Genomic DNA, 24092 nt, shown 5'->3' with positions numbered 1-24092 from the left:
GCGGCAGCGCGGCAACGCGCGGCAGCGCGGCAACGCGCGGCAGCGGCCCCCGCCCGCAAGGCGGGCGGGGGCCGGCTGCCTGGCTTTCGAGGGTCGCGGCGGGCGTCAACGCCCGTCCCGCGCCCGCCGCGAGCCCTCCCCTACGCCACCGCCCCGTCCGGGCCGTAGCCCCTCTTCGGCACCGGCTCCGCCGCCGCGGCCTCCGGCGCCGGCACCGGTGCCGGGTCGCGGGACTGGCGGGCCAGCCAGTGGCGGTAGCCCTCCGCCCGCTGCGCGTGCCAGTCCGTCTGGCCGCGGTGCAGGTCCCACGCGCCGGCCGACGCCACGTCCCCGTACCGCTCGGCTATCGCCACCGCCAGCCGGACCGCCGCCAGCGCGTCCTCCGCGGCGTCGTGCGCGCGGCCGAGCACCACCCCGTACTCCACACAGACCGCCTCCAGCGTCCTCTTGCCCTCCCGGAACGGGTCCACCGTCCTGTCCATCGCGTACGGATCGATCACCGGGCCCTCCTCCCCTCCGCCCAGCCGCTCGCGCATCGAGGCGAGCCCGTGGCGGCGCAATTCCGCGGCCAGCAGCGTCAGATCGAACGTGGCGTTGTACGCGACGACCGGCACGCCGCGCGTCCAGTGCGCCGCCAGCGCGTCCGCCACCTCGTCCGCGACCTCCGCCGCCGGCCGGCCGTGGGCCGTCGCCCGCTCGTCGGTGATCCCGTGGATCGCGGTCGTCTCCGGCGGCACCGGAACACCGGGGTCGGCCAACCACTCCCGCCTGCGCGTCGGCACGCCGCGGACGGCCTCCACGACCGCAGCGGAGACGATCCGCGCCTCCCCCGGGTCCGTCCCGGTCGTTTCCAGATCGAAGCCGACCAGCAGCTCCCCGTACCACCCCATGGGCGCCCTCCCTGCTCCGTGGCCAGTGACTCCACACTCTCACCCGCCACTGACATACCGGACCGGAAGACTCCGGATACCGGGGAGCGGTCGGGGCGCGCGGAAAGCGCGTGGAAAACGAGCGGAAAACGCGTGGAAAGGGAGCCGGGGAGAGGGCTCGCGGCGCCCGTCAGGAGACCGGGCGCGCGTCCGTCCAGAAGCTCTCGAACTCCTCCCGGTACACCTCGAAGAGCCCCGGCTCGCCGCCGCCCTGGCCGTGCACCAGCTCCCGCCGCGCCGCCCGCAGCACCAGCGCCGGCGCCTCCGCGCCGCGCGCCCGCCGCAGGTACGTCTGCACCACGCCGAGCCCGTCCGGCCGGTCACCGTTGATCAGGTACGCCGTGAACCGCGGCGTCTCGTCGAAGACCCGGATGTCGAACCCCCCCGCCGGGTCCGCCCCGCCCTGCGGGCGCAGCCGGGAGCGGACCCGGCGCATGTGGATGATGTTCGTCTCCACCGCCCGCGCCAGCTCGCCGCGCTTCATGCCGAGTTCGCGCTCCCGCCGGCGCACGGTGCTGCTCGCCGGGTTGAGGAAGAGCAGCCGGATCCGGCAGCCGCCCTCCGCGAGCCGGCCCAGCCGGCGGCCGGAGTAGTTCTGCACCAGCAGGTTGAGCCCGATGCCGATCGCGTCCAGCCGCCGGGCGCCGCCGAAGAGGTCCTCCACCGGCAGCGCGCGCTGCAGCCCGACCCGGTCGGGGTGGACGCCGACGACGTCCGCGTACCGGTCGCCGACCAGGTCCTCCACCGCGTCCACCGGGAGCCGGTCGGCGGAGGGCGGCTGGTCGTCGGCGCCGAGGAGGCGCAGCAGCCGGGTCGCCGCGCGCTCGGCCTGCGCCAGCACGGTGCCGGACAGGGCGCGGTTGCGGGAGACGACGTTGCGGGCGACCTCCAGCTCGTCGAGCGCCAGTTCCAGGTCGCGCCGGTCGTCGAGGTAGGGCTCGAAGCACGGCCAGTGCTGCACCATCAGCTCGCGCAGCTGCGGCAGCGTCAGGAAGCTGATGACGTTGTCGTCCGCGGGGTCGAGCAGGTAGCCCTTGCGCCGGCTGACCTCCCGCACCGCGACCGCCCGCTGCACCCACTCCTGGCCCGCGGGGCCAGCCGCGGCGACGACCCAGTCCTCGCCGTGCACCGGCTCGTAGACGGGGCGCAGCACCGAGGCGACGACGGAGCGCAGCCGCTGCTCGACGACGTTCAGCCAGATGTACGCCCGCCCCGCGCGCGCCGCGCGGGTGCGTACCTCGTCCCAGTCGTCCTCGCCCCAGCCGATCTCCGCGCCGATCTCCATCGGCCGGGCCAGCGACACCGTGCCGGGCGGCGGTGGCGCGCCCGGTGGCGGCTCGGTCGAGCCGCCGCCCCCGCGATCCCCGTCTTCGGGACCGCCTGCCGGGGGCAGCTCAAGACCGCCCGCACCCACGCCCGTACCGCCTTCCGCGCCCTGCTCCACGATCACGGCAGCGTACTGCCACGATCCCCGGGGCGCACCCTGATCGGGCCAGGGGTAACCCAACTGCCGCGCCGGGTTCCACGGTTGTCACCCGGGCGGACGGCGAACGACCCGCGAACGGCCCGCGGAGCGCCGCCCGGCGCCCCGCGGACGACCGCCAAGTGCCCCGTGAACGGCCCCCGGACGACCGCCTGCGGTCCGCCGCGCCGCTACGCCCCGCCCCCGGGGGGCACTTGGGCCGCGGCCGACCGCACGTCCCGCAGGATCCCCGCGAGCAACCCGGCGATGTTCCAGGCGTCGTCCACGCCGCGGTGGTGGGTGCCCTCCAGCTCCAGCCCGGCGTGCGCCAGCGCCTCGGCCATCCCCGGCTCGCGGCCGAAACCGTGGGCGAGGGCGTAGAGCGTCTTGGCGTTCACATGCCGCCTGCCGAAGGGGTACGCCGCCTCCCCGGCCGCGCACTGCCGCTCGAACTGCCGCCGGTCGTAGTCCCCCCAGCTCGCCCACACCCGCTGCCGCGCGCCGTACTCGCGCCGCAGCAGCGCGCACGCCTCGGCGAACGGCACGCCGGCCGCGACCTGTTCTGCGGTGAGGGTGGTCAGCCGGGTGCAGAAGCCGCTCACCTCGGAGTGCTCGGGCCGCACCAGCACCGAGCGCCGCGAGATCCGCTCACCGGTCGGCACGTCCAGCTCGCAGAGCCCGATCTCGATGATCTCCGGGCTCATCCCGGCCGGCGGCGCGCCCTCCCAGCAGGTGGCTTCGACGTCGACGACGAGGACGCGGTCGAGGAGTTGCGTGGTCATGCGCACCAGCCAAGCACGCTACGGCCGCGCGCCGCGCGGCGTTTTCCGCGGGCCCGGGGCTCCGCGGGGGAACGCACCGCCGCTTCCATCGCTGCGCGTTATGGGAAGTTGTGATTACCGCGAACTCCCGGTTTCCGGAATCCTGACGCCTGGTACTTCCCTGGCCCCTCCACGCGCGGGACCACCCGAACCCGCGTGCCTTCGGAAACGAGGAACCTTGCGAATAACCAGATCACTCCCCACGCTCGTCGCCGCCGTGGTGGCCGCCCTCACCTTCGGCGCCACCGCGGTCGCAGCGGACCACACGTCCGCCCGCGGCGCCGCCGACGTCCCCGCGGCCGCCCAGGCCCGTACGCCCGAAGGACCGCCGTCCACGAAGATCATCGGCGGCGGCTACGCCCAGAGCGGCCCCTGGGCCGCGCGGCTGTTCTCCAACGGCCGCCAGACGTGCAGCGCGTCGATCATCGCACCCACCTGGATCCTCACCGCCAAGCACTGCGTCAGCGGCGGGGGGCTGTCCTTCCGCATCGGCAGCCTCGACCAGACCAGCGGCGGCACCCTCGCCAACGGTGTGCAGACCTACACCCACTCCTCCGACCTGGCGCTGGTCCGGCTCGACCGGTCCGTCTCCACCACGTACGCCACGCTCGGGCAGCCCGGTTCCGTGACGGTCGGCCAGAACGTACAGGTCTACGGCTGGGGCGCCACCTCGCAGTGCGGCTCGGAGATCAACTGCCAGTCGCAGTACCTGAAGGTCGCCAACGTCACCGTCACCGGCGGCTGCAGCGACGCCTACGGCGGCAACGCCATCTGCGCCCGGCGCGGCGACGGCATCACGGCCGGCGGCGACTCCGGCGGTCCGATGATGGCGAACGGCGCCCAGGTCGGCGTCGCGTCCACCAGCGACCGGCAGACCACCACCGCGTACACGAACGTCACGCGGTACCGCTCCTGGATCCAGTCCATCGCCGGTGTCTGAGGCCCACCCGCCGCACGGCACCTGAAGCCGGGCGGATGCACCCGGTCCGTACGCCGGCACGCCCGGACCGGGCGCATCCGTCCACTCTCCGCCCACCTGCCCCGCCTGTCCCGCCTGACTGCGCGCGGGGCGGGTGGGCGGACCCCGAGAGGGGGCGGCCATCCATCCTCCCCGGCCGTCCGCCGAGCAGCGCTCCGCCGCGGACATCCCGACCGCGGCGGGGTGCCGCTATGTCCAACCGGCAATCCCTTGCCGCGTTCCGGTCGCGGGCGAAAGACTGGGCGGCATGACCGCATGGAACGACCGGTTCGACCTGAGTGACGCCCGCTGGCGCAAGACCAGTTACAGCGACCGTGCAGCCACCGCCTGCCTCGAGGTCGCGGACGGCTTCCACGCCACCTTGGTCCCGGTGCGCGACAGCAAGGACCCGCACGGCCCGGCCCTGGTCTTCACCGCGGCCGCCTGGGAGGCGTTCGTCGACGGCGTCAAGTCGGGGGACTTCGAGGCGTAACGGCTCGCCCCCGCGCGTTCCGCCGCCCGCCGGTCCCCACGCGCCGGCTGCTAACCGCCGGCCGCGTCCGCCAGGATCCGCGCCTCCGCCATCACGCCCGCGCCGTCGTCGGCCCGGCCGTGCTCCGCGGACCACAGCGCCGCCTCCACCCGGCGGGCCGCCGCCCACGCCGCCAGCCGGTCCGCGTCCTCGCCCAGCTCGTCGGCGAGGAGCGCGAGGCGGTCCGCGACCGTGCGGTGCGGGTCCGCGGTGGCGAACGGGTCGTCGATCTGCTCCAGCAGGGGGAACGGGTCGTAGCCCGGGTCGCCCGTCATCGGCTTGGCGTCGATGGCCAGCCACGGGCCGCGCGCGGCGGCGAGGACGTTGCCGGGGTTGAAGTCGCCGTGGACGACGACCTCGCGGGCGGCCGTGCCCGGGAGTTCGCGGAGCAGCCGGGCGCCGTGGGCGACGAGCCCCGGGTCGTAGCCGGGGCGCAGCCGCGCCATCCGCTCCTCGACCAGGTCCGCCCACTCGGCGCAGACGTCCGCGACCCGTTCGAGGCCGGTGTCCGCCGGTACGGGGGCGCTCCACAGGTCGCGCAGCACACCGGCGCCGAGCCGCAGCCGGCGCTCGGTGCCGAGCCCGTCGGCCGCGCCCAGCTCGGTGCCCGGCTCGCAGCGCTCCAGCAGCAGCGCCTGGTGCTCGGGCGCGTGGTCGAGGAGGCGTACGGCGCCGCGGCCGTCCCAGATGCGCAGGCCCTCGGCCTCGCCCGCCGCCTCGCGGTGAGGCCAGGTGACCTTGAAGACGGCGCGGGTTCCGTCCGGCAGCCGGGCCGGTGCCACCCAGGAGCAACTGCCGCCCATGTACGGGGCGCCGAAGTGCAGCGACCACCGGGTGCGGAGCTTCTCCACCAGGGCGGGCAGCTCCGCCAGCCAGGCGCGTCCTGAGGTGTGCAGGCGCATCTCGGTGAGGACGGGCAGGCCGGGCGGGAAGAGGGCGGGGTCGCTCATCGTCCGACGGTACCCGCGGGGGTCCGCCCGCCGCCCCCCGAATTCCACGCCGTACCCGCGCCCTGCCCGGGTCCCCTCCGCGCCGCCCCGCGCACCTTGCCCGCGCCCCTGTCCGCGCCGGGTGTCACAGATTCGGGTGCTGCCCTGTCTCCAGGGGTTGCCACACGAAAGGGAAGATCATGCGAGTTTTCGTCACTGGGGCGACCGGGGTGCTGGGGCGGCACCTCGTCCCCGAGCTGGTCCTGGCGGGCCACGGGGTCACCGCCACCACGCGGACGCCTGCCAAGGCGGCACAGCTGCGGGCGCAGGGCGCGGAGCCGGTGGTGCTCGACGGGCTGGACCGCGAGGCGGTGCTCGCGGCCGTGGACGCCGCGGCACCGGAGGTCGTCGTGCACCAGATGACCGCGCTGGGCGACATGCGGAGCCTGCGCAACGTGGACAAGGTGTTCGCCGCCACCAACGAGCTCCGCACCCGGGGCACCGACAACCTGCTGGCCGCCGCGGAGCGGGCCGGCACCCGCCGCGTCGTCGCACAGAGCCACAACTTCGTCTACGAGCACTCCGGCGGCCCGGTGAAGTCCGAGGACGACGCGACCGTCACCCGGCCGGCCGTCGCGTCGGCGGCACGTACGCTGGCGGCGATCAGGCACGTGGACGAGAACGTGCCGCTCGGGGCACCGGAGGGCATCGTGCTGCGCTACGGCACGTTCTACGGGCGGGGCGCCTCGGACGCCATGGTGGCCGCGGTGCGCAAGCGGCAGCTGCCGGTGATCGGCGGCGGGGCCGGGATCTGGTCGTTCATCGAGATCGCCGACGCGGCGGCCGCGACGCTCGCCGCGGTCGAGAACGGCGGGCCCGGCGCGTACAACGTCGTCGACGACGAGCCCGCGCCGGTCGCGGAGTGGCTGCCGTACCTCGCCGAGGTCGCGGGGGCGAAGCCCCCGAGGCACCTGCCGGCGTGGCTCGGGCGGCTGCTGGCCGGCGAGTTCGTCGTGGGGCAGATGACGACGGCGCGCGGGTCGGCCAACGGCAAGGCGCGCAAGGAGCTGGGCTGGGTGCCGCGCTACGGGAGCTGGCGGGAGGGGTTCCGTGCCTGGGCCGGCTGACGGGGACGGGAACGGGACGGACGCGGCGACGGCCGGCTACCGGCCGCTGCTGTTCTCCATCGCGTACGGGATGACCGGGTCGGTGGGCGACTCCGAGGACATCGTGCAGGACGCGTTCCTCGGCCTGACCCGTGCGCGCCGGGCGGGCACCGAGATCGCCGACCTCAAGGCCTACCTGACCACGGCCGTGACGCGGCTCGGCATCAACTACCTGGGCTCGGCCCGGGTGCGGCGGGAGAGGTACGTGGGCGACTGGCTGCCCGAGCCGGTCGTCGTGCCCGCGGACCGGCCGGGCCCCGCCGAGTACGCCGAGCTGTCCGACTCGCTGTCCATGGCGTTCCTCGTGCTGCTGGAGTCGCTCACGCCGGTGGAGCGGGCGGTCTTCATGCTGCGCGAGGTCTTCGGCTACGGCTACCGCGAGGTCGCGAGGACGACGGGCAAGTCCGAGGTCAACTGCCGGAAGATCTTCGCCCGTGCCCGGGGCCGCATCGCCGCGGGGGTACGGCAGGACGGCGCCCCGCCGCCGGGGCGGCAGGCGGAGGGCGAGGAGCTGGCCCGCCGGTTCTTCGAGGCCGCCGCGGGCGGCGACATGGACGAGCTGTTCGCCGTGCTCGCGCCCGACGTGGTGCTGCACGCGGACGGCGGCGGCAAGACGCAGGTGGTCGCGCGCCCGCCGACCGGGCGGGAGCCCGTCCTGCGGCTCCTCGCCGGCCTCTTCCGCCGGCTCCGGCCGCTCGGCGTCACCCTCCGCCCGGCCTGGGTCAACGGCCGGCCGGGCGCGGTGATGTACGACGCCGGGGCGCGGGTGGCCGGCGTGTTCGAACTCGACGTGGCGGACGGCCTGGTGGTGGCGATCCGGTCGGTGGTCAACCCCGACAAGCTCGGCCACCTGGGGCCGGTGTCCGACATCGCACGGTGGCCGCCGCCGGGTTGACCGGGCGGGCCGGGCGTCTTCCGTACGGGCGTCTCCCGTCCGGCCGCGACGGGCCGCGGGTGCCCGGGCGGGAGTCCGGCGGGTGGGGTCCGGCGGTGCGAAGTGCGCTACGCCAGCGGCGCGTTCGGCCCGTCCGGGCGGCCGCGGCGGCCCTCCAGCACGGCGAGCGACAGCTCCGCCACCCGGGCGTCGTCCAGCCGCCGGCAGCCCTCCGCGGTGACGGTGTGGACGAGCGGGTAGATGCGGCGGGTGGCGTCCGGGCCGCCGGTGGCGCTGTCGTCCTCGGCCGCGTCGTAGAGCGCCTGCACCGCCATCGTCACGGCGTCGTCCTCGCTCATGCCCTCGCGGTACAGCTTCTTCATCGCCCCGCGCGCGTACACGGAGCCGGAGCCCGTGCCGCCGAAGCCCTTCTCCTCCGCGCGGCCGCCGGTGATGTCGTACGAGTAGATCCGCGCGGCCCCGCTGCGCACGTCGTACCCGGCGAAGATCGGCACGACGGCGAGGCCCTGCATGGCGGGGCCGAGGTTGTCGCGGATGAGGGTGCCGAGGCGGTTTGCCTTGCCCTCCAGGGAGAGCGGCACGGTCTCGATCTTCTCGTAGTGCTCCAGCTCCAGGCGCAGCAGGCGGACCATCTCCTCGGCCATGCCGGTGGAGCCGGCGATGCCGACGGCGGAGAACTCGTCGGCCGGGAAGACCTTCTCGAAGTCCCGGTGCGCGATCATCCCGTTGCCCAGGGTGACGCGGCGGTCGGCGGCGAGGAGGACGCCGTCGGCGTAGGAGGCGGCGACGATGGTGGTGCCGTGCGGGAAGTCGACCGCGGCGCCGGCGGGGTCCCCGGCGCCGCCGAGGCGGCGGTTGGCTGGGAGCTGTTCCGGGGCGTGGGCGGCGAGGAAGTCCGCGAACGACGACGAGCCGGGTGTGAGGAATTCGGGCGGCAGCTGCTCCACGGCGGTTCCCTTCGTCGACTCTTTCGATCCGTCCGGCCTTTCGCCCCACGGCCGTTCGCCTCCGGGCGCGGGCCGCGCCGGAGCGCGTACCGGTCAGGCACCGTCCGACCCTACCCGTACCCCCGCGGGCCCCGCCGGGCTCCGCTGTCCCCCGCTGTCCGCGCCCGCGACCCGAGCTTCGCGCAGTGTTCATCTCACGTCTGCCACGTGGCCAAACCGGGCGTCGGCGGCTGCGGAACAGTCGCACCCTGCCGCACGAACCGGGAGCACGATGAAGACTCCGCGATCCAGACCGTCCCGCCGGGTGAGAGCAGAACAGGCATTCGCGCTCGCGGAGTGCGCCCGCGTGTGCACCGGATACCTGGCCGGGCTGACCGCCGAGGAGGACGCGGCGGACCGGCCGCCGCCCAGCGGCGGACCGGGGACTGCCCGTACGGCCCTGGTGGCGGCGCTCGGCGAACTGCTCGGCACCGCCCCGCCGCCGCGCCGCGAGACGGTGGGCGCGGAGCTGTTCGACACCCTGCTGCGGGCCGGGGACCGGGCGGTGGAGACGGGCGGCGAACGGGAGTTGCTGCTCGCCGTGGAGCTGGCGGACACGGGGGTCGCGCTGCGCGCGAAGTCCCGCGCCGCGTGGCGGCTGCGCGCGCACGCCCTGGACGCGCTGGGCCGTTCGGCGGGGGCGGCGGAGGCGTACGAACGGACGCTGGCGCTGGGGAGCACCCACCCGGAGACGCCGGTGCTGCTGGCCGCGGCCCGCGAGAAGCGGGAGTGCCTGGCGGCGGCGGTGGAGCTGTTCCCGGCGGACACCGGGGGCCCGGGGGACGCAGGGGACACGGGGGACACGGCGGACCCCGGTCGGGAGCCCGCGGGCGGCGCGGGCGGCGCGGGCGGCGAGCCGGGCGCGGCCCCCGCCGCCGGGCGGGCGTTCGCCGCGGTCGTCGGGGCCGAGGCGGTGCCGGCGGTCGTGCGGGAGGCGTTCACCGCGTACGTCGGGGAGCAGGTCGGCCGGTACGGGGCCGGGGACGCGCGGGTGCGCGAACTCGCCGGCCTGTACGGGACGTACAGCCGGCTCCTCGACCAGGGCCGCATGGCCGATCCGCTGCTCGGCGGCGCCCGCCCCGTCGGCGTCGCCGACTTCCGCGGCCTCGTCGCCGGGAAGACCGCCTGCGTCGTCGTCGGGCCGGACCGGTTCGAGGACGCCGGCGACTACGAACTCGTCGTCCGCTGCGACGACTTCCGCGGCGGCGAGCGCGCCGACGTGCACGCCGTCGCCGATCCGGACTGCGACTCGTGGCACCGGCCCGCCGGCGTCCGGCTGCTCTTCGCCGACCCCGGCGAGACGTGGCGGGAGGCGGTCAGGCGCGCGGTGCCCGGCGCGCAGGACGGCCTCGGCGACGCCTCGCTGCGCCGCCCGCTCGCGGACCCGGCGCTGCTCGGGGACGGCGGCTGGGGACCGGGGACCAGCGCCGCGTTCACCGTGCTGCGGCTGCTGGACCACCTCGACGTCAGCCCGCGGCTGGACGTCCACGGCGCAGGCCGGCTGCGGCCGGAGGAGCGCCGCTGGATCGCCTCCCGGGCGAAGGACCGTACGAAGACGAGGACCGCCCTGCGATGACCGCTTCCGCCCCCCGCTCCCCCGCCCCCGCGACGGCTGCCGTCCCGGCCGCTGCCCCGGCACCGGCTGCCGCCCCGCCCCGCGCAATACCCGGCCCCGTCCCGCCCCGCCCCCGCGGCGCCGACGGCCCCGGCGACCCCGGGCCGGCGCCGGCCGCCCCCGCCGGCCGCGCACCCCGCGTCGCCTTCGCCTGCCGGGTCGACGCGGCGGACCCCGGCCACACCGCCGGGCTGCCCGCGCTGCTCCGCAGCCTCGCCCTGGCCAACCCCGGCGTCTGCGAGGACTTCCTGCTCCGCCACGACGGCCTGCCGGACGACGTCCTGGCCGCGGCCCGCCGGCTGCACCCCCGGATCGTCGAGCTGCCCGCCGGCGACGGCGCCGGTGCCGGCCCAGGCGCGTACGACGACGGCCTCACCGCCGCGTACGACGACGTCGTGGAGCTGCATCCGCGCTGGCTCGTGGCCGCCGACCTCGCCGTCCTGCGCGACCCGTCCGACGAGACCCGCGCCCGCCACGACCTGACCGACGAGCAGTTCTGGCGCGCGTACTGCGCCCTGCCCGCCCACCGCCAGCACCCCGACCTGCTCCTCCACTACGGCCCGCCCCTGCTGCGGCTGCGCCCCGCCACGGACCTCGCCCGCCGCACCGCCCTCGGGCTGCGTGCGATCGGCGCGTACGAGGAGGCCGTGGACGCCCTGTCCGCCGCCCGTCCGCGGGCCGACCAGCCGCGCTTCCACGACACCATGGGCACCGCGCTCATGGCCGTCTCCCGCTACGACGAGGCCGAGACCCACCTCCTGCTCGCCGCCGCGTCCCCCGAGCTGGCGCCGAAGGCGTTCAGCCAGCTCGCCCGGCTGGCCTGGCTGCGCGGCGACGAGGAGCGGTCGAAGGCGTACGCGCGCGAGGGCCTGGACGCCGAACCGACCAACCGCACCTGCCGGGCCATGCTCCGCGGCGGCTACGGGCTGCCCGAGTTCGCGGCCCACCGCGGGGAGGCGTCGGTGGTCTCCACGCAGCTCGCGCACGCCGCCGCGTACGCCACCGGCCAGGAGAACGCCGGCGACAAGGTCCTCCCCGAGGCCGTCCGGCTCTGCTTCGGCACCGACCCCTCCGCGCGCCGGTGGCACCCGGTCCCCGTGCACCGGCTGTTCGACGAGGAGGCGCTGGCGGAGGTCAACGCGCGCCGCGGGCTGGTCGTCGGCGGCGGAGGGCTGTTCCTGCCCGACACCTGGCCGAACGGCAACAGCGCGTGGCAGTGGAACGTACCCGACCGGCTGCTGGCCCGGATCGAGGTGCCGCTGGCGGTCTTCGCCGTCGGCTACAACGTCTTTCCCGGCCAGTCCTACCGCCGCAGCCGCTTCCGCGAGAGCCTCGCGGCGCTGGTGGAGCGCTCGGCGTTCTTCGGGCTGCGCAACCGCGGCTCGGTGGAGCGGGTGCGGGAGCTGCTGCCGGAGCGGCTGCGCGACCGCGTCGCGTACCAGCCCTGCCCCACCACCCTGACCCGGCTGCTCCAGCCGGGCTGGGACGACGCCGCGGTGGAGCGGGCCGACACGGTGCTGGTGAACTGCGCGTACGACCGGGCGGGGATGCGCTTCGGCGACGGCTATCCGCGGTTCCTGGACGCCATGGCGCGGGCGGTGCGGGCGCTGCGCGAGCGGGCGGACGTGCGGGTGGCCGCGCACATGGCGGCCGACGAGCAGTTCGCGCACGACCTGCGCCGGGAGCACGGGATCGCGCTGCCCGTGGAGGCGCTGTACGACCTGGACAACGACGGGATCCGCGCCGCGTACCGGCGGGCGCGGCTGGTGATCGGGATGCGCGGGCACGCGGGGATGATCCCCTTCGGCTGCGGGACGCCGGTGCTGAGCCTGGTCTCGCACCCGAAGCTGGCGTACTTCCTGGCCGACATCGACCGGCCGGAGTGGGGTGTGCGGGTGGACGACGAGCGGCTGGCGGAGGTGCTGGTCGAGCGGGCGGAGGCGGTGCTGGACGACCACGGCGCGGCGGTGGCGGACGTGCTGGACCGGCAGCGGGTGCTGTGGCGGGCGACGCGGGACAACCTGGCGCGGCTGCGGCCGGCGCTGGGCCTGGAACGGCAGGCGGAGACGCCGTAGGCGCGGCGTGCCGGGCCCGGCTAGATTCCCGTACATGAAGATACGTACAGGAGGCCCTGCCGACGCTCCCGCCGTCCTCGCGCTGCTCGACGGTGCGGTGGCGTGGCTGACGGCGCGGGGGCGGACCGAGCAGTGGGGCACGGAGCCGTTCTCGGGGCTGCCGGAGCGGGTGGCGCAGGTCGAGAAGTACGCACGCGACTTCCTGGTACGGGTCGCGGAGGCGCCCGGGGGCGCCGTGGCGGGGGTGTGCGTGCTCGCGGACGAGCCGCAGGAGTTCGTCCCGGCGGCCGGGGAGCCGGAGCTGTACATCCGGCTGCTGGTGACGGACCGGGCGCTGGCCGGCTCGGGGGTGGGCGCGGCGCTGGTGGCGGACGCGCGGGCGGAGGCGGCACGGCGGGGCGTCGGGCTGCTGCGGGTGGACTGCTTCGGAGGCGGCGGCGGGGCGCTGGCGCGGCAGTACGAGCGGCTGGGCTTCACGCCGGGCGCGACGTTCTCGGTGGAGCGCCCCGGGCGGCCGGTGTGGCCGGGACGGGTGCTGGAGATCCGCCTCTAGGCGGCCCGTTCCACTTGCTGGGCCCCGGGCGGAACAGACATTCGGTGGCGACTTGGGAAACTTGTTCGAGGCCGTGTTGAAGAAGTGACCCATGGGTCAGTACCGTCCGTATGCGTGGATGCAAACGAGCGAATCCGGGCGAGTTTTGCCCGAGTTGAACGCAGAGCCGACCATGTCGCCAAGTATTTCTATTCGCATCTGTTTGCCCGCAATCCGGGGGTCCGCGAGCTGTTCCCGGCGGACATGTCCGAGCAGCGCGACCGCCTCTTCGCCGCCCTCACCCTCGTCGTGCAGCGCCTCGACGACCCGGACCTGCCCCGCTACCTGGCGACGCTGGGGCGCGACCACCGCAAGTTCGACGCCCGCCCCGAGCACTACGCGGCGGTCGGCGAGAGCCTGATCGCCGCGCTCCGCTTCGGCCTGCCGAACACCTGGGACGAGGAGACGGAGCAGGCGTGGCTCGGCGCGTACAAGGTCCTCTCCGAGGCGATGATCGGCGGCAGCGAGGAGGCGGACAAGCAGCAGGCGCCGCGCTGGTGGGACTGCCGGGTCGTGGCCCGCCACCGGGCCGCCCCGGGCGTCACGGTCCTGACCCTGCTCCCGGACCGGACGCTCCCGTACGCCGCGGGCCAGTTCGTCAGCGTCTCCGCCCCGCAGGTGCCGCGGGTGTGGCGCCCGTACTCCATCGGCTGCGCCCCGCGCGCCGACCGCACCATCGACCTGCACGTCAGCAGAGTCGACGGCGGCCTGCTGAGCCCGCTATTAGTGGATCGGATCGCCCCGAACGACACCCTGCGCCTGGGCGCCCCTGCGGGCACGGCGGTCCTCCCGAAGCGCGCGGGGCAGCCGGTGACCTTCATCGCGGCGGGCACGGGCTGGGCGCCGATCCGGGCCCTGCTGGAGGAGATGGTCCGCCGCTGGACCCCGACCACGGCCCGGCTGTTCCTGGTGGCCCGCAGCCCGTCGCACCTCTACGACCCGGAGGCCGTCGACGCGCTGCGCAAGAACCACTCGTGGGTGGACGTCACGGTGATCACGCCGGAGCGCACGGAGCGCCAGGGCGCGACGGCACGCCGTCTGGAGGCGGCGCTGTCGGCGCACCGGGACTGGCCGAAGCACCGGGTGTACGTGTCGGGGCCGGCGCAGTTCATCTCGGACGTGCGGGAGACGGTGCGGGGGTACGGAACGCCGCCGGAGCAGATCGCCTACGACCACGTACCGCCGCCGGAGCACGGGGGGCGGGAGCCGGGGCACTCGTCGTGGTTCCTGCACCCGTCGCAGCCGCAATGGATCAACCCGGCGGACCGGTGAGGGCGCGCGGGTAGTCCGGCGGCATGTGCCGGTTCGCCACTGCCAAGGGTGGCGGTGGCGAACCCCCCGCCGCCACCCGATCGCCCCGCCCAGGTGTCCCCGCTCCCCGGCCGCGCCGAGGATGACCCCAGCGGGACACTCTGCACAGGAGGCGCGTGTGACGGGCAGCGACGGCGAAGACGACAGCGCCGCGGGCGACGAGGTCTACCAGCCCTCCGGCGCGCCCGGCGACGGGGCCCAGGACGACGAGGGGCTGCTGCCGCCCGAGGACACCCTCGACGGGTTCGTCGACCCCCTGGACGAGGGCTACTCCCCGCCCGAGAAGCCCCGCGGCGTCGAGCACACCGGCGTCACCGCCGCGGAGCAGCGCCGCGGCGAGTCCCTGGACGAGCGCCTCGCCGAGGAGGTCCCGGACCCGCCGCTCCTCCCCGACGACGACGGCCTCGGCGACATCGCCGACACGGACGGCGAGCTGATCGACGACGAGGTCGGCGACCGCCGCGCCGGCCGTCTGGTCGCCCCGGACGAGGGGGCGCACGAGGACGCGGAGAAGGACATGGTCGCCGCGGACGCGGGCATCAACGGCGCCGCGGCCTCGGCCGAGGAGGCCGCGGTCCACGTGGTCGACGACGAGGAAGAGGCCCCGCCTCCCGAAGCCACCCCCTGACCCCCGCGCGGCCCCGGTAGCTCACTCCGGGTGGGTGACCAGGACCTCCACGCCGTCCGCCTGAAGGGCGTCCAGGTCGGCCGGGGAGATCCCCGAGTCGACGATGACCAGGTCGAAGGCCGTCACCGGGGCGAGCTGGTACAGGCCCCGGCGGCGGAACTTGGTGTGGTCGACCAGCAGGATCTTGCGGGCGCACGCCTCCATCAGGGCGCGTTTGACCGCCACCGTCTCCTGTGACTGGTGGTAGCAGTGGCCGCGGGTGATCGCCGTCGTGGAGGCGAAGAGGGTGTCCGCGTACAGGCTGGTGACCGCGTCGACCGTGCGCAGGCCGAGGAAGGCGTCGTACGCGGGGTAGTACGTGCCGCCGAGGGAGATCAGCTCGATCCCGGGGCTGCCGGCGAGGACCTGGGTGACCGGGACGAAGTTCGTGATGACGGTCAGCGGGGCCTGCTGGGTGAGCAGGCGGGTCAGGGCCAGGGCGGTGGTGCTGTCGTCGATGATCACCGACTGGCCGGACTTGACCAGCGGGAGCGCGGCGCGGGCCAGGGCGTTCTTCTCGGCCGTCATCGCCTGGGTGCGGTGGCGTACGTCGCCGTGGAAGGCGGTCGAGGGCTGGGCGGTGGCGCCGCCGCGGACCTTGCGGAGCCAGCCTCTGCTCTGCAGATGGTCGAGGTCCCGGCGGATGGTCATGGGGGTCACGCCGAGTTCGTCGGCCAACTGCTCGATGCGGACGAAGCCTTCGTCCACTACACGACCTTTGATGCGGTCTCTCCGCTCACGAGGCTTTCGCCCGCTCATGTCGGCCGGCTGCCGGGTCTCTGCCCCCATGGAAACTCCTGTTCTCTTTCTGTGAAGTGAACATTCCCGTATCCGGACGCTAGGCACCGCTCAGGGCGGCGCGCGAAGCGGATGGCGACGCGACTGCCTGCGCTGTCATAGCCCCCCACCGCATCGGCCATCGTGTCGATGTTAACCGCCCCTGATCGAGCGAACACTCAAAGGGGTGCATTACCGGGGGGCGTTGTTCAGTTTCTGAGGCCCGTTGACATGAATGAAACATCCGAGTTTCGTGTGCGTCGCCTTCACAGCACCCAGCGCCTCGAGCGCCAGCGCCCCCAGCGCCCCTGAGCAAGGACACGAGCAAGGAGTGGAACATGAGACGACTGGCCAGTTTTGCTCTCGCCGGCATCCTCGCCACCGGCGCACTGACGGCCTGCGCCGAGGAGCCCGGCAATTCGGGTGACGACGGCAAGGGCGGCGGCACCGGGGCCGGCAAGGTCGCGTTCCTCATGCCCGACCTGGCCTCCACGCGCTACGAGCAGTACGACGCCCCGCTGTTCAAGAAGCGCATGGCCGAACTCTGCGACGAGTGCAAGGTCATCTACCAGAACGCCGACAGCGACGCCGCCCTCCAGCAGCAGCAGGCCAACTCCGCCATGGCGCAGGGCGCCAAGGTCATCGTCCTGGACCCGGTCGACTCCGAGTCCGCGGCGACCATCGTGCAGACCGCGCAGTCGCAGGGCGTCAAGGTCATCGCGTACGACCGGCCGATCCCGACCAAGCCCGCCGACTTCTACGTCTCGTTCGACAACGAGGCGATCGGCGAGTCCATCGGCCAGTCCCTCGTCGACCACCTCGACAAGGAGCAGGCCGAGGGCGGCATCCTCCAGGTCAACGGCTCGCCGACGGACGCCGCCGCCGGGCTGATCAAGAAGGGCATCCACAACGCGGTCGACGACAGCGGCTACAAGCTGCTCGCCGAGTACGACACCCCCGACTGGTCGCCGGAGAAGGCCCAGCAGTGGGTGAGCGGCCAGATCTCGCAGTACTCCGGCCGCATCGCCGGCGTGGTCGCCGCCAACGACGGCACCGGCGGCGGTTCGATCGCCGCGTTCAAGGCCGCCGAGGCCCAGGTCCCGCCGGTCACCGGCAACGACGCCGAGCTTGCGGCCGTTCAGCGGATCATCGCGGGCGACCAGTACAACACCATCTCCAAGCCGATCAAGACCGTCGCCGAGGCCGCCGCCGAGGTCACGTACGACTTCATGCAGGGCAAGAAGCCGAAGGCCGACACCCAGCTCTTCGACACGCCGTCCCAGCTCTTCCAGCCGACCGTCGTGACGCAGGAGAACCTCAAGGAGGTCATCTTCGGCCCCGACGGCGTGCTGAAGGCCGGGGACGTCTGCACCCGCGAGTACGCCAAGGACTGCGAGAGCCTCGGGATCAGCTGACCCCGCGCAGCCTCCGCAGCCCGCCGGGCTCAGTGCCCGGCGGGCTCAGCACCCCCCGCGAACTCCGTACCCGGCGAAACGAAAGGAAAAGGGTCACGATGACAGCCCCCGCCGCCCCGGCCGCGCCCACCGTGCTGTCCCTGCGCGGCGTCAGCAAGCAGTTCGGCGCCGTCGCCGCGCTCACCGGCATCGACCTCGACGTGGCCGCCGGCGAGGTGGTGGCCGTCGTCGGGGACAACGGCGCCGGCAAGTCCACGCTGGTGAAGATCCTGTCGGGGGTCTACACCCCCGACGGGGGCACCATCGCCTTCCACGACCGGGAGGTCTCGCTCGGCTCCCCGGCCGACGCGCAGGCCATCGGCATCGCCACCGTCTTCCAGGACCTGGCGCTGTGCGAGAACCTCGACGTCAAGGCGAACCTCTTCCTCGGCCAGGAGCTACGCCCCTGGATGCTGGACGACGTCAGGATGGAGACGCGCTCCTGGGAGCTGCTGCGGGAGCTGTCGGCCCGTATCCCCACCCTCGACGTGCCGGTGGCCGCCCTCTCCGGCGGCCAGCGCCAGACGGTGGCGATCACCCGCGCGCTGCTGGGCAAGCCCGAGGTGATCCTCCTCGACGAGCCGACCGCCGCGCTCGGCGTGGCGCAGACGGCCGAGGTGCTGAACCTCATCGAGCGGCTGAAGGGCAACGGCCTCGGCGTCGTCATGATCAGCCACAACATGGACGACGTTCGCGCCGTCGCCGACCGGGTGGCCGTGCTCCGCCTCGGCCGCAACAACGGCGTCTTCGACGCCCGCACCGTCACCTCGGAGCAGGTCGTCGCCGCGATCACCGGCGCCGTGGACAACGTGGTCGCGCAGCGCGCGGCCCGGAGAGCCGCGGCCGGTGAAACGCAGCCGGACGCGGCCCCGCGGAAAGAGAAGGAACTGCCGTGACATCCCTGGACACTCCGCTGGGCAAGGCCGCCGCCGACCTGCAGGACGAGCGGCTGACGACGCCCCAGGGCATCGGCGACAGCGTGCGCGCCGCCGTCCGCCGCACCCGCGACGGCGACCTGGGCATGCTGCCCGTCGTCGCCGGCATCCTGGTCATCTGGACGATCTTCCAGGCGCTGAACCAGACCTTCCTGTCCAGCACCAACCTGGTGAACCTGACCTTCGAGATGGTGCCCCTCGGCGTCATCGCGCTGGGCATCGTCTGCGTGCTGCTGGTCGGACAGATCGACCTGTCGGTCGGCTCGGTCAGCGGCGTCTCGGCCGCGGCCACGGCCGTCGTCATGGTCAAGCACGAGCAGCCGCTGGTGCTGGCGCTCGCCGTCGCGATCGCCGGCGGCTGCGCGATCGGCTGGCTCTACGGCCAGATACTGAACCGCTTCGGCGTGCCCAGCTTCGTCGTCACCCTGGGCGGGCTGCTGGCCTTCCTGGGCGTGCAGTTGTGGCTGCTGCGCGACCAGAACGCCATCAACATCCCGTTCGACTCGCCGCTGGTGAAGTTCGCGCAGGTGTGGTTCGTCCCCGAGGCGCTCGCCTACGTCTTCGCGGTCGCGGCGGCCGGCGGCTTCCTCGCCGTGGGCTGGGTACGGGCCCGCAGCCGGCGCCGCGCCGGGCTGTCGTCGGCGTCGATGCAGTGGCTCGGGCTGCAGGCGGGGCTGCTGGCGGCGGCGCTGCTGTTCACGGTCTACTACCTCAACCGCACCCGTGGCGTCCCCTGGATGTTCATGCTCTTCGTCAGCCTGGTGCTGATGGTGCACTACGTCCTCACGAAGACGAAGTTCGGCCGGTCCCTGTACGCGGTGGGCGGCAACGCGGAGGCCGCCCGCCGGGCCGGCATCAACGTCCGCGCCGTCTACACCTCCGCGTTCGTCATGTGCTCGGCGCTGGCGGCGATCGGCGGCGTGCTGGCCGCGGCGCGGCTGGCGGCGGCGAACCAGTCCACCGGCACCGCGGACGTCAACCTCAACGCCATCGCCGCCGCGGTCATCGGCGGCACCAGCCTCTTCGGCGGCCGCGGTTCGGCGTTCGCCGCGCTGCTGGGGGTGCTGGTCATCCAGTCGATCTCCAGCGGGCTGACGCTGCTCAACCTCGACTCCTCGTACCGCTTCATCATCACGGGCCTCGTGCTGCTCGTCGCCGTCGCCCTGGACTCCGCGGCCCGCCGGTCGCGGATGGCACACGGAAGGGGCTGACGACATGGGGGCAGCGGACCTGACCGCGATCGCGATCGACGCCGGCACCACCGTCGTCAAGGTCGTCGGCTACGGCCCGGACGGCGCGGAGCTGATGGTCGCCCGGCGCCCGACCCGGGTGACGCGGCCCCGGCCGGGTTGGGCCGAGCAGGACATGGCCGACGTGTGGGACGCGGTGGCCTCCGCCGTACGGGAGGTGGTCGCGGCGCTGCCCGCGCCGCCCGCGTTCGCCGCGGTCACCGGGCAGGGCGACGGGGCCTGGCTGATCGACGGCGACGGCCGGCCCACGGGCCCCGCGGTGCTCTGGAACGACGGCCGCGCCGCCGGCATCGTCGGCGACTGGGAGCGGGACGGGACCGTGGAGGAGGCGTTCCGCATCTGCGGCTCGCGGATCTCCACCGGCATGCCGAACGCGGTCCTGACCTGGCTGCGGGCGCACGACCCGGACCGCGTCGCCCGCTCCCGGCACCTGCTGACCTGCGGCGGCTGGCTGTTCTACCGGCTCACCCGGCAGGCGGCCGTGGACGAGTCGGAGGCCGCGGCGCCGTTCCTGGACATCGCCGCACGCACCTGGTCGGACCGGCTGTTCGAGCTGTACGGGGTGGAGTGGGCCCGCGACCTGCTGCCGCCGCTGCGCGACGACGACCACCGCGTCACCGCGCTGGACGACGCGGCCGCCGCCGAGACGGGGCTGCCGGAGGGCATCCCCGTGGTGCTGGCGCCGTACGACATCTGCGCCACCGCGATCGGCTCCGGCGCGGTCGCCGCGGGCCGCGCGTGCACCATCCTCGGCACCACGCTCTCCACCGAGATCGTCACCGACGCGCCCCCCGCCCCGGGCGAGCCGGTGGGCATCACCGTCCCGCTCGGCGTCCCGGGCCACTACCTGCGCGCGTTCCCCACCATGAGCGGCGGCGACATGCTCGACTGGGGCGCGAAGCTCCTCGGGCTGGCCTCGGCCGCCGAGCTGATGGAGCTGGCCGAGCAGGGCGCCGCGGACACCGCCGGGGTGCGGTTCATGCCGTACCTCTCCCCCGCGGGTGAGCGCGCGCCGTTCTTCGACCCGGCCGCCCGCGGCTCCCTGACCGGCCTGTCGCTGGACAGCGCCCGGGAGGACGTGGCCCGCGCGGTGGTGGAGGGCGTCACCCTGGCGATCCGCGACTGCCTCGCCGCCTCCCCCGCCGAGCCGGACCTGCTGACCCTCAGCGGCGGCGGCACCCGCAGCGGCTTCTGGATGCGGCTGATCTCCGACGTCACGGGCGTGCCCGTGGCGATCCCCGCGGACACCGAGATCGGCGCCCGCGGCGCGTGGCTGACCGGCGCGGTCGCCACCGGCCGGGAGCCGGACTTCGCGACCGCGGCGGCCCACCAGGTGCGTATCGCCGCGTCGTACGAACCGGACCCCGCCCGCGCCGCCGACGGCCGCTACGCCGAGTTCCTCCGGCTGCGCGAGCTGCACCGGCCGGTGTGGGAGCTGGGCGGCGGGCGTACGGCCGACGGGAACGGCCCTGCGCACTCCGCCGGAGCCGGCGCATGACCGACCCGGCTCAGGACGCCTGGCTCGGCATCGACCTGGGCACGCAGGGCGTCCGCGCGGTGGCCGCCGACTCCGCCGGGCAGCTGCTCGGCGCGGGTACGGCCCCGCTGACCAGCGACCGGCGGGGCGACCGCCACGAGCAGGACCCGGACGAGTGGTGGCGCGCGGTGTGCGCCGCGATCGGCCAGGCCCGCGCCGCGGGCGCCGATCCGCGCCGGATCCGGGCCGTGGCCGTCGACGCCACCTCCGGCACCGTCACCCTGACCGACCGGCGCGGGCACGCCGTCACGCCCGCGCTCATGTACGACGACGGGCGCGCCGCCGCCGAGGCCGAGAAGGTCAACGAGGCCGGCGAGGCGCAGTGGACCCGGGCCGGCTACCGGCGGGTGCAGCGCTCCTGGGGGCTGCCCAAGCTGCGCTGGCTGCTCGACGCCCATCCGCGGGCGGCGGCGGACGGGTGGCGACTGGCCCACCAGAGCGACGTGGTCAACCGCCGGCTCGTCGGCCACGACGTGCCCGCCGACACCAGCAACGCGCTCAAGACCGGCGCCGACGCGGCCGCCGTGGCCTGGCCGGAGAAGGTCTTCGCCGACCTCGGCATCCCCGCCGAGGTGCTCCCGGGGCTGGTGCCGCCCGGCACCGTGCTCGGGGAGGTCTCGGCCGCGGCGGCCGAGGAGACCGGCCTGCTCGCGGGCACCCCCGTGGTCGCCGGCATGACCGACGGCTGCGCGGCCCAATTGGGCTCCGGGGCCACCGCGGTGGGCAGCTGGAACTCCGTCATGGGCACCACGCTGGTGCTCAAGGGCGTGACCGCGGAGCTGGTCCACGACCCGGCGGGCGTCATGTACTCGCACCGCTCGCCCGCGGGCACCTGGCTGCCCGGCGGCGCGTCGAGCGTCGGGGCCGGGCTGGTGGCGCGGGAGTTCGCCGGCGCCGACCTGGACCGGCTGACAGCCGACGCGGCGGAGCTGCTGCCGACCGGGCTGCTGCGCTACCCGCTGGTCTCGCCCGGTGAGCGGTTCCCGTTCGTCGCGCCCGGCGCGACGGCGTTCCGCAGCCGGGAGGCGACGAGCGGCGCCGAGGACTTCGCGGCGCTGCTCCAGGGGGCCGCGTACGTCGAGCGCCTCTGCTTCGACTACGCCGACCTGCTCGGCGCGCCCGCCACCGGGGCCGTCGTCCTCACCGGCGGCGCGACCCGCAACCCGGTGTGGAACCAGCTCCGCGCCGACGTCCTGCGCCGCCCGGTGACGCTGCCGCGCAACGCGCAGCCGGCGCTCGGCATGGCCGTCCTGGCCGCCGCCGCCCTCGACGGCACCGGCGGGAGCAACGACGGCGGCGCGGGCGACAGCCCCGGCGCGGGCGCCGCCCTGGACCGCGCCGCCGCCGCGATGGTCCGGGCCGACCGCACCGTCGAGCCCCGCGACTCGTACCGATCCGCCCACGACGAGGGCTACGTCCGGCTCGTCGACCTGCTGGCCCGGCGCGGCTGGCTGCCCGAGGTCGTCGCGGCACACGCACGAGAAAGGACCGCGTCTTGAGCCTCAACGTCATCTTCGTCCGGCACGGGGAGAGCGTCTGGCACGGTGAGAACCGCTACGCCGGTGCCACCGACATCGACCTCACCGACCACGGCCGCGACCAGGCCGCCGCCCTCGCCGACTGGGCGGCCCAGGCGGGCCTCACCGCCGTGTGGTCCTCCCCCATGCTGCGCTGCCGGCAGACGGCGGCGGACAGCGCGGCCCGCGCCGGGCTGCCGCTGCGCCTCGACCCGCGGCTGCGCGAGCTGGACTTCGGCGTCGCCGAGGGGCTGACCCGCGCCGAGATGCGCGAGCGGATGCCCGAGGCGGTGGCGTCGTTCGAGGCCGACCCGGTGGCCAGCCACTTCCCCGAGGGGGAGGATCCGGCGGCGGTCGTCGAGCGGTACGTCGCCTTCCTCACCGACCTGCGCGCGGAGCACGACGCCGGCGGGCAGGGCGGCGGCGGGAGAGGCAACGGCGGGCAGGGCGGCGGCCGGATACTCGTCGTCGCCCACTCCACGGCCATCCGGCTCACCCTGTGCCGGCTGCTCGACCTGCCGCTGAGCGACTACCGCCGCCGCTTCCCCCGGCTGGCCAACTGCGCCCTCAACGAACTGGTCCTCAGCGACGGCACCCCCTCGCTGCTGACGCTGAACCGCCCCGTGACCCCCGGAGTCCCCGCGTGACCGCCATCCTCGCCGCCGGCGACCACTTCGTCCGCAACGACCTGCTCCTCGACCGCCTGCGCCCGGTCGCCCCGGGCGCCGAGTTCCGCGAGCTGACCCTGCCCTGGCCCGTGGAGCCGTTCGGTCCCGTGGCCGAGGTCCGCGAGGCGTCCGGGACGGAGGACCAGCTCATCGAGGCACTGGACGGCGTCGAGGTCTGCGTGACGCAGATGGCGCCGCTGACCGAGCGGATCCTCGCCGCCAGCCCCGCCCTGCGGCTGTTCTGCGTCAGCCGCGGCGGGCCCGTCAACGCCAACCTCGACGCCGCCACCCGCCACGGCGTGGCCGTCACCTTCGCCCCCGGCCGCAACGCCACGGCCACCGCCGAGCACACCGTGGCCCTCATGCTCGCCGCCGCCCGCCGGATCCCCGAGGTCCACGCGGACCTGGCGGCCGGCACCTGGCGCGGCGACTACTACCGCTACGAGGCCGTCGGCCCGGAGCTGGAGGGCAGCACCGTCGGCATCGTCGGCTACGGCGCCATCGGCTCCCGCGTGGCGCGGATCGCCCGCGGCTTCGGCGCCCGCGTGCTCGTCGCCGACCCGTTCGCCGACGCGGCGGCCGTCGCTCCGGACGAACTGGTCGAGCTGCCCGAGCTGATGAATCGTTCCGCTTTCGTCACGGTGCACGCCCGTGCCACCCCCGAGACGGAGGGGCTGATCTCCCGCGAGCTGATCGGCCTCATGCCCCCCGGCGGCATCGTCGTCAACTGCGCCCGCGGCTCCCTCGTCGACTACGACGCGGTCTGCGACGCCCTCGACGAAGGCCGCCTCTTCGGCGCCGCGTTCGACGTGTTCCCCGCCGAACCGCTGCCCACCGACTCGCGACTGCCCCGTACCCCGGGCGTCGTGATGACCCCCCACCTGGCCGGCGCCAGCCGCCAGACCGCCCACAACGCGGCCGGCATGGTGGCCGCCGAGGTCGGCCATCACCTGGCCGGCCGGCCCCTGGTCCACTGCGCGAATCCGGAAGTGCTCACCAGATGAACCCGTGGAAAG

General features: G+C 74.9%; 22 protein-coding genes. 16 read left to right on the top strand and 6 right to left on the bottom strand.

Going from position 1 to position 24092, the window contains the following annotated elements; all coding sequences use genetic code 11:
- Positions 1 to 140: 140 nt before the first annotated feature.
- The 3 genes from LG396_RS06610 to LG396_RS06600 form a co-directional block, all read right to left on the bottom strand.
- Positions 141 to 890: an exonuclease domain-containing protein gene (locus tag LG396_RS06610; protein WP_225794002.1), complete on the bottom strand. Its 750-nt coding sequence runs from the start codon at positions 888 to 890 to the stop codon at positions 141 to 143.
- Positions 891 to 1059: 169 nt separating this feature from the next.
- Positions 1060 to 2343, bottom strand: a complete 1284-nt coding sequence (locus LG396_RS06605; RefSeq protein ID WP_225794018.1) for a DUF5919 domain-containing protein — start codon at positions 2341 to 2343, stop codon at positions 1060 to 1062.
- A gap of 239 nt (positions 2344 to 2582) precedes the next feature.
- Entirely contained in the window at positions 2583 to 3173 is a 591-nt protein-coding gene (locus LG396_RS06600) for a 3'-5' exonuclease (RefSeq protein ID WP_225794001.1), read from the bottom strand.
- A 217-nt stretch (positions 3174 to 3390) separates the two neighbouring features.
- Here LG396_RS06600 and LG396_RS06595 point away from each other — a divergent pair, with 217 nt between their 5' ends.
- Together LG396_RS06595 and LG396_RS06590 are read left to right on the top strand one after the other, a co-directional pair.
- Positions 3391 to 4152: a S1 family peptidase gene (locus LG396_RS06595; protein ID WP_225794000.1), complete on the top strand. Its 762-nt coding sequence runs from the start codon at positions 3391 to 3393 to the stop codon at positions 4150 to 4152.
- A 286-nt stretch (positions 4153 to 4438) separates the two neighbouring features.
- A complete protein-coding gene (locus LG396_RS06590; RefSeq protein ID WP_018852222.1) occupies positions 4439 to 4663 on the top strand; it encodes a DUF397 domain-containing protein in 225 nt (74 codons plus the stop codon).
- Between the two features lie 50 nt (positions 4664 to 4713).
- On the opposite strand, the gene LG396_RS06585 is transcribed toward LG396_RS06590, so the two are convergent.
- The gene (locus LG396_RS06585; protein WP_225793999.1) at positions 4714 to 5652 is read right to left on the bottom strand and encodes an aminoglycoside phosphotransferase family protein; all 939 of its coding nucleotides are present in this window, start codon (positions 5650 to 5652) and stop codon (positions 4714 to 4716) included.
- A gap of 179 nt (positions 5653 to 5831) precedes the next feature.
- Here LG396_RS06585 and LG396_RS06580 point away from each other — a divergent pair, with 179 nt between their 5' ends.
- Together LG396_RS06580 and sigJ are read left to right on the top strand one after the other, a co-directional pair.
- A complete protein-coding gene (locus tag LG396_RS06580) occupies positions 5832 to 6758 on the top strand; it encodes an NAD-dependent epimerase/dehydratase family protein (protein ID WP_225793998.1) in 927 nt (308 codons plus the stop codon).
- Positions 6742 to 7692 (top strand): RNA polymerase sigma factor SigJ, encoded by a 951-nt coding sequence (gene sigJ / locus LG396_RS06575; RefSeq protein WP_225793997.1) that lies wholly within the window; start codon positions 6742 to 6744, stop codon positions 7690 to 7692. Before LG396_RS06580 ends, sigJ begins: the two co-directional genes overlap by 17 nt.
- Positions 7693 to 7799: 107 nt before the next feature.
- Here the strand turns inward: sigJ and prcB are convergent, their stop codons facing one another.
- On the bottom strand, positions 7800 to 8639 hold the full coding sequence (gene prcB / locus LG396_RS06570) for a proteasome subunit beta (protein WP_100301271.1): 840 nt from the start codon (positions 8637 to 8639) through the stop codon (positions 7800 to 7802).
- A gap of 304 nt (positions 8640 to 8943) precedes the next feature.
- Between prcB and LG396_RS06565 the strand changes: the two genes are divergently transcribed.
- From LG396_RS06565 to LG396_RS06545, 5 genes are all read left to right on the top strand, one after another.
- A complete protein-coding gene (locus LG396_RS06565) occupies positions 8944 to 10254 on the top strand; it encodes a tetratricopeptide repeat protein (protein WP_225793996.1) in 1311 nt (436 codons plus the stop codon).
- Positions 10251 to 12368: a polysaccharide pyruvyl transferase family protein gene (locus tag LG396_RS06560; protein ID WP_225793995.1), complete on the top strand. Its 2118-nt coding sequence runs from the start codon at positions 10251 to 10253 to the stop codon at positions 12366 to 12368. The genes LG396_RS06565 and LG396_RS06560 overlap by 4 nt, the downstream gene beginning before the upstream one ends.
- Before the next feature lie 97 nt (positions 12369 to 12465).
- Positions 12466 to 12921, top strand: a complete 456-nt coding sequence (locus LG396_RS06555) for a GNAT family N-acetyltransferase (protein ID WP_225794017.1) — start codon at positions 12466 to 12468, stop codon at positions 12919 to 12921.
- Positions 12922 to 13005: 84 nt separating this feature from the next.
- The gene (locus LG396_RS06550) at positions 13006 to 14232 is read left to right on the top strand and encodes a globin domain-containing protein (protein ID WP_308190065.1); all 1227 of its coding nucleotides are present in this window, start codon (positions 13006 to 13008) and stop codon (positions 14230 to 14232) included.
- Positions 14233 to 14389: 157 nt separating this feature from the next.
- Entirely contained in the window at positions 14390 to 14899 is a 510-nt protein-coding gene (locus LG396_RS06545; protein ID WP_225793993.1) for a DUF5709 domain-containing protein, read from the top strand.
- Positions 14900 to 14920: 21 nt separating this feature from the next.
- On the opposite strand, the gene LG396_RS06540 is transcribed toward LG396_RS06545, so the two are convergent.
- Positions 14921 to 15697, bottom strand: a complete 777-nt coding sequence (locus LG396_RS06540) for a DeoR/GlpR family DNA-binding transcription regulator (RefSeq protein WP_078523996.1) — start codon at positions 15695 to 15697, stop codon at positions 14921 to 14923.
- Positions 15698 to 16053: 356 nt separating this feature from the next.
- On the opposite strand from LG396_RS06540, the gene LG396_RS06535 reads away from it, so the two are divergent.
- From LG396_RS06535 to LG396_RS06505, 7 genes are all read left to right on the top strand, one after another.
- The gene (locus tag LG396_RS06535; RefSeq protein WP_018836925.1) at positions 16054 to 17130 is read left to right on the top strand and encodes an ABC transporter substrate-binding protein; all 1077 of its coding nucleotides are present in this window, start codon (positions 16054 to 16056) and stop codon (positions 17128 to 17130) included.
- Positions 17131 to 17228: 98 nt separating this feature from the next.
- On the top strand, positions 17229 to 18065 hold the full coding sequence (locus tag LG396_RS06530; RefSeq protein WP_018844425.1) for an ATP-binding cassette domain-containing protein: 837 nt from the start codon (positions 17229 to 17231) through the stop codon (positions 18063 to 18065).
- Positions 18062 to 19315, top strand: a complete 1254-nt coding sequence (locus LG396_RS06525) for a sugar ABC transporter permease (protein ID WP_225793992.1) — start codon at positions 18062 to 18064, stop codon at positions 19313 to 19315. Before LG396_RS06530 ends, LG396_RS06525 begins: the two co-directional genes overlap by 4 nt.
- 4 nt (positions 19316 to 19319) lie before the next feature.
- Positions 19320 to 20852 (top strand): FGGY-family carbohydrate kinase, encoded by a 1533-nt coding sequence (locus LG396_RS06520; RefSeq protein WP_225793991.1) that lies wholly within the window; start codon positions 19320 to 19322, stop codon positions 20850 to 20852.
- Positions 20849 to 22390, top strand: a complete 1542-nt coding sequence (locus tag LG396_RS06515; RefSeq protein ID WP_225793990.1) for an FGGY-family carbohydrate kinase — start codon at positions 20849 to 20851, stop codon at positions 22388 to 22390. The genes LG396_RS06520 and LG396_RS06515 overlap by 4 nt, the downstream gene beginning before the upstream one ends.
- Positions 22387 to 23055 carry a histidine phosphatase family protein gene (locus LG396_RS06510; RefSeq protein WP_037747606.1) on the top strand — a complete coding sequence of 223 codons (669 nt, stop codon included), beginning with the start codon at positions 22387 to 22389 and terminating at the stop codon, positions 23053 to 23055. The genes LG396_RS06515 and LG396_RS06510 overlap by 4 nt, the downstream gene beginning before the upstream one ends.
- Positions 23052 to 24080: a 2-hydroxyacid dehydrogenase gene (locus LG396_RS06505; RefSeq protein WP_225793989.1), complete on the top strand. Its 1029-nt coding sequence runs from the start codon at positions 23052 to 23054 to the stop codon at positions 24078 to 24080. Before LG396_RS06510 ends, LG396_RS06505 begins: the two co-directional genes overlap by 4 nt.
- Positions 24081 to 24092 lie beyond the last annotated feature (12 nt).

The organism is Streptomyces aculeolatus (assembly GCF_020400605.1).
Lineage (GTDB): Bacteria > Actinomycetota > Actinomycetes > Streptomycetales > Streptomycetaceae > Streptomyces > Streptomyces aculeolatus.
This window is presented reverse-complemented; position numbering and strand designations above follow the sequence as displayed.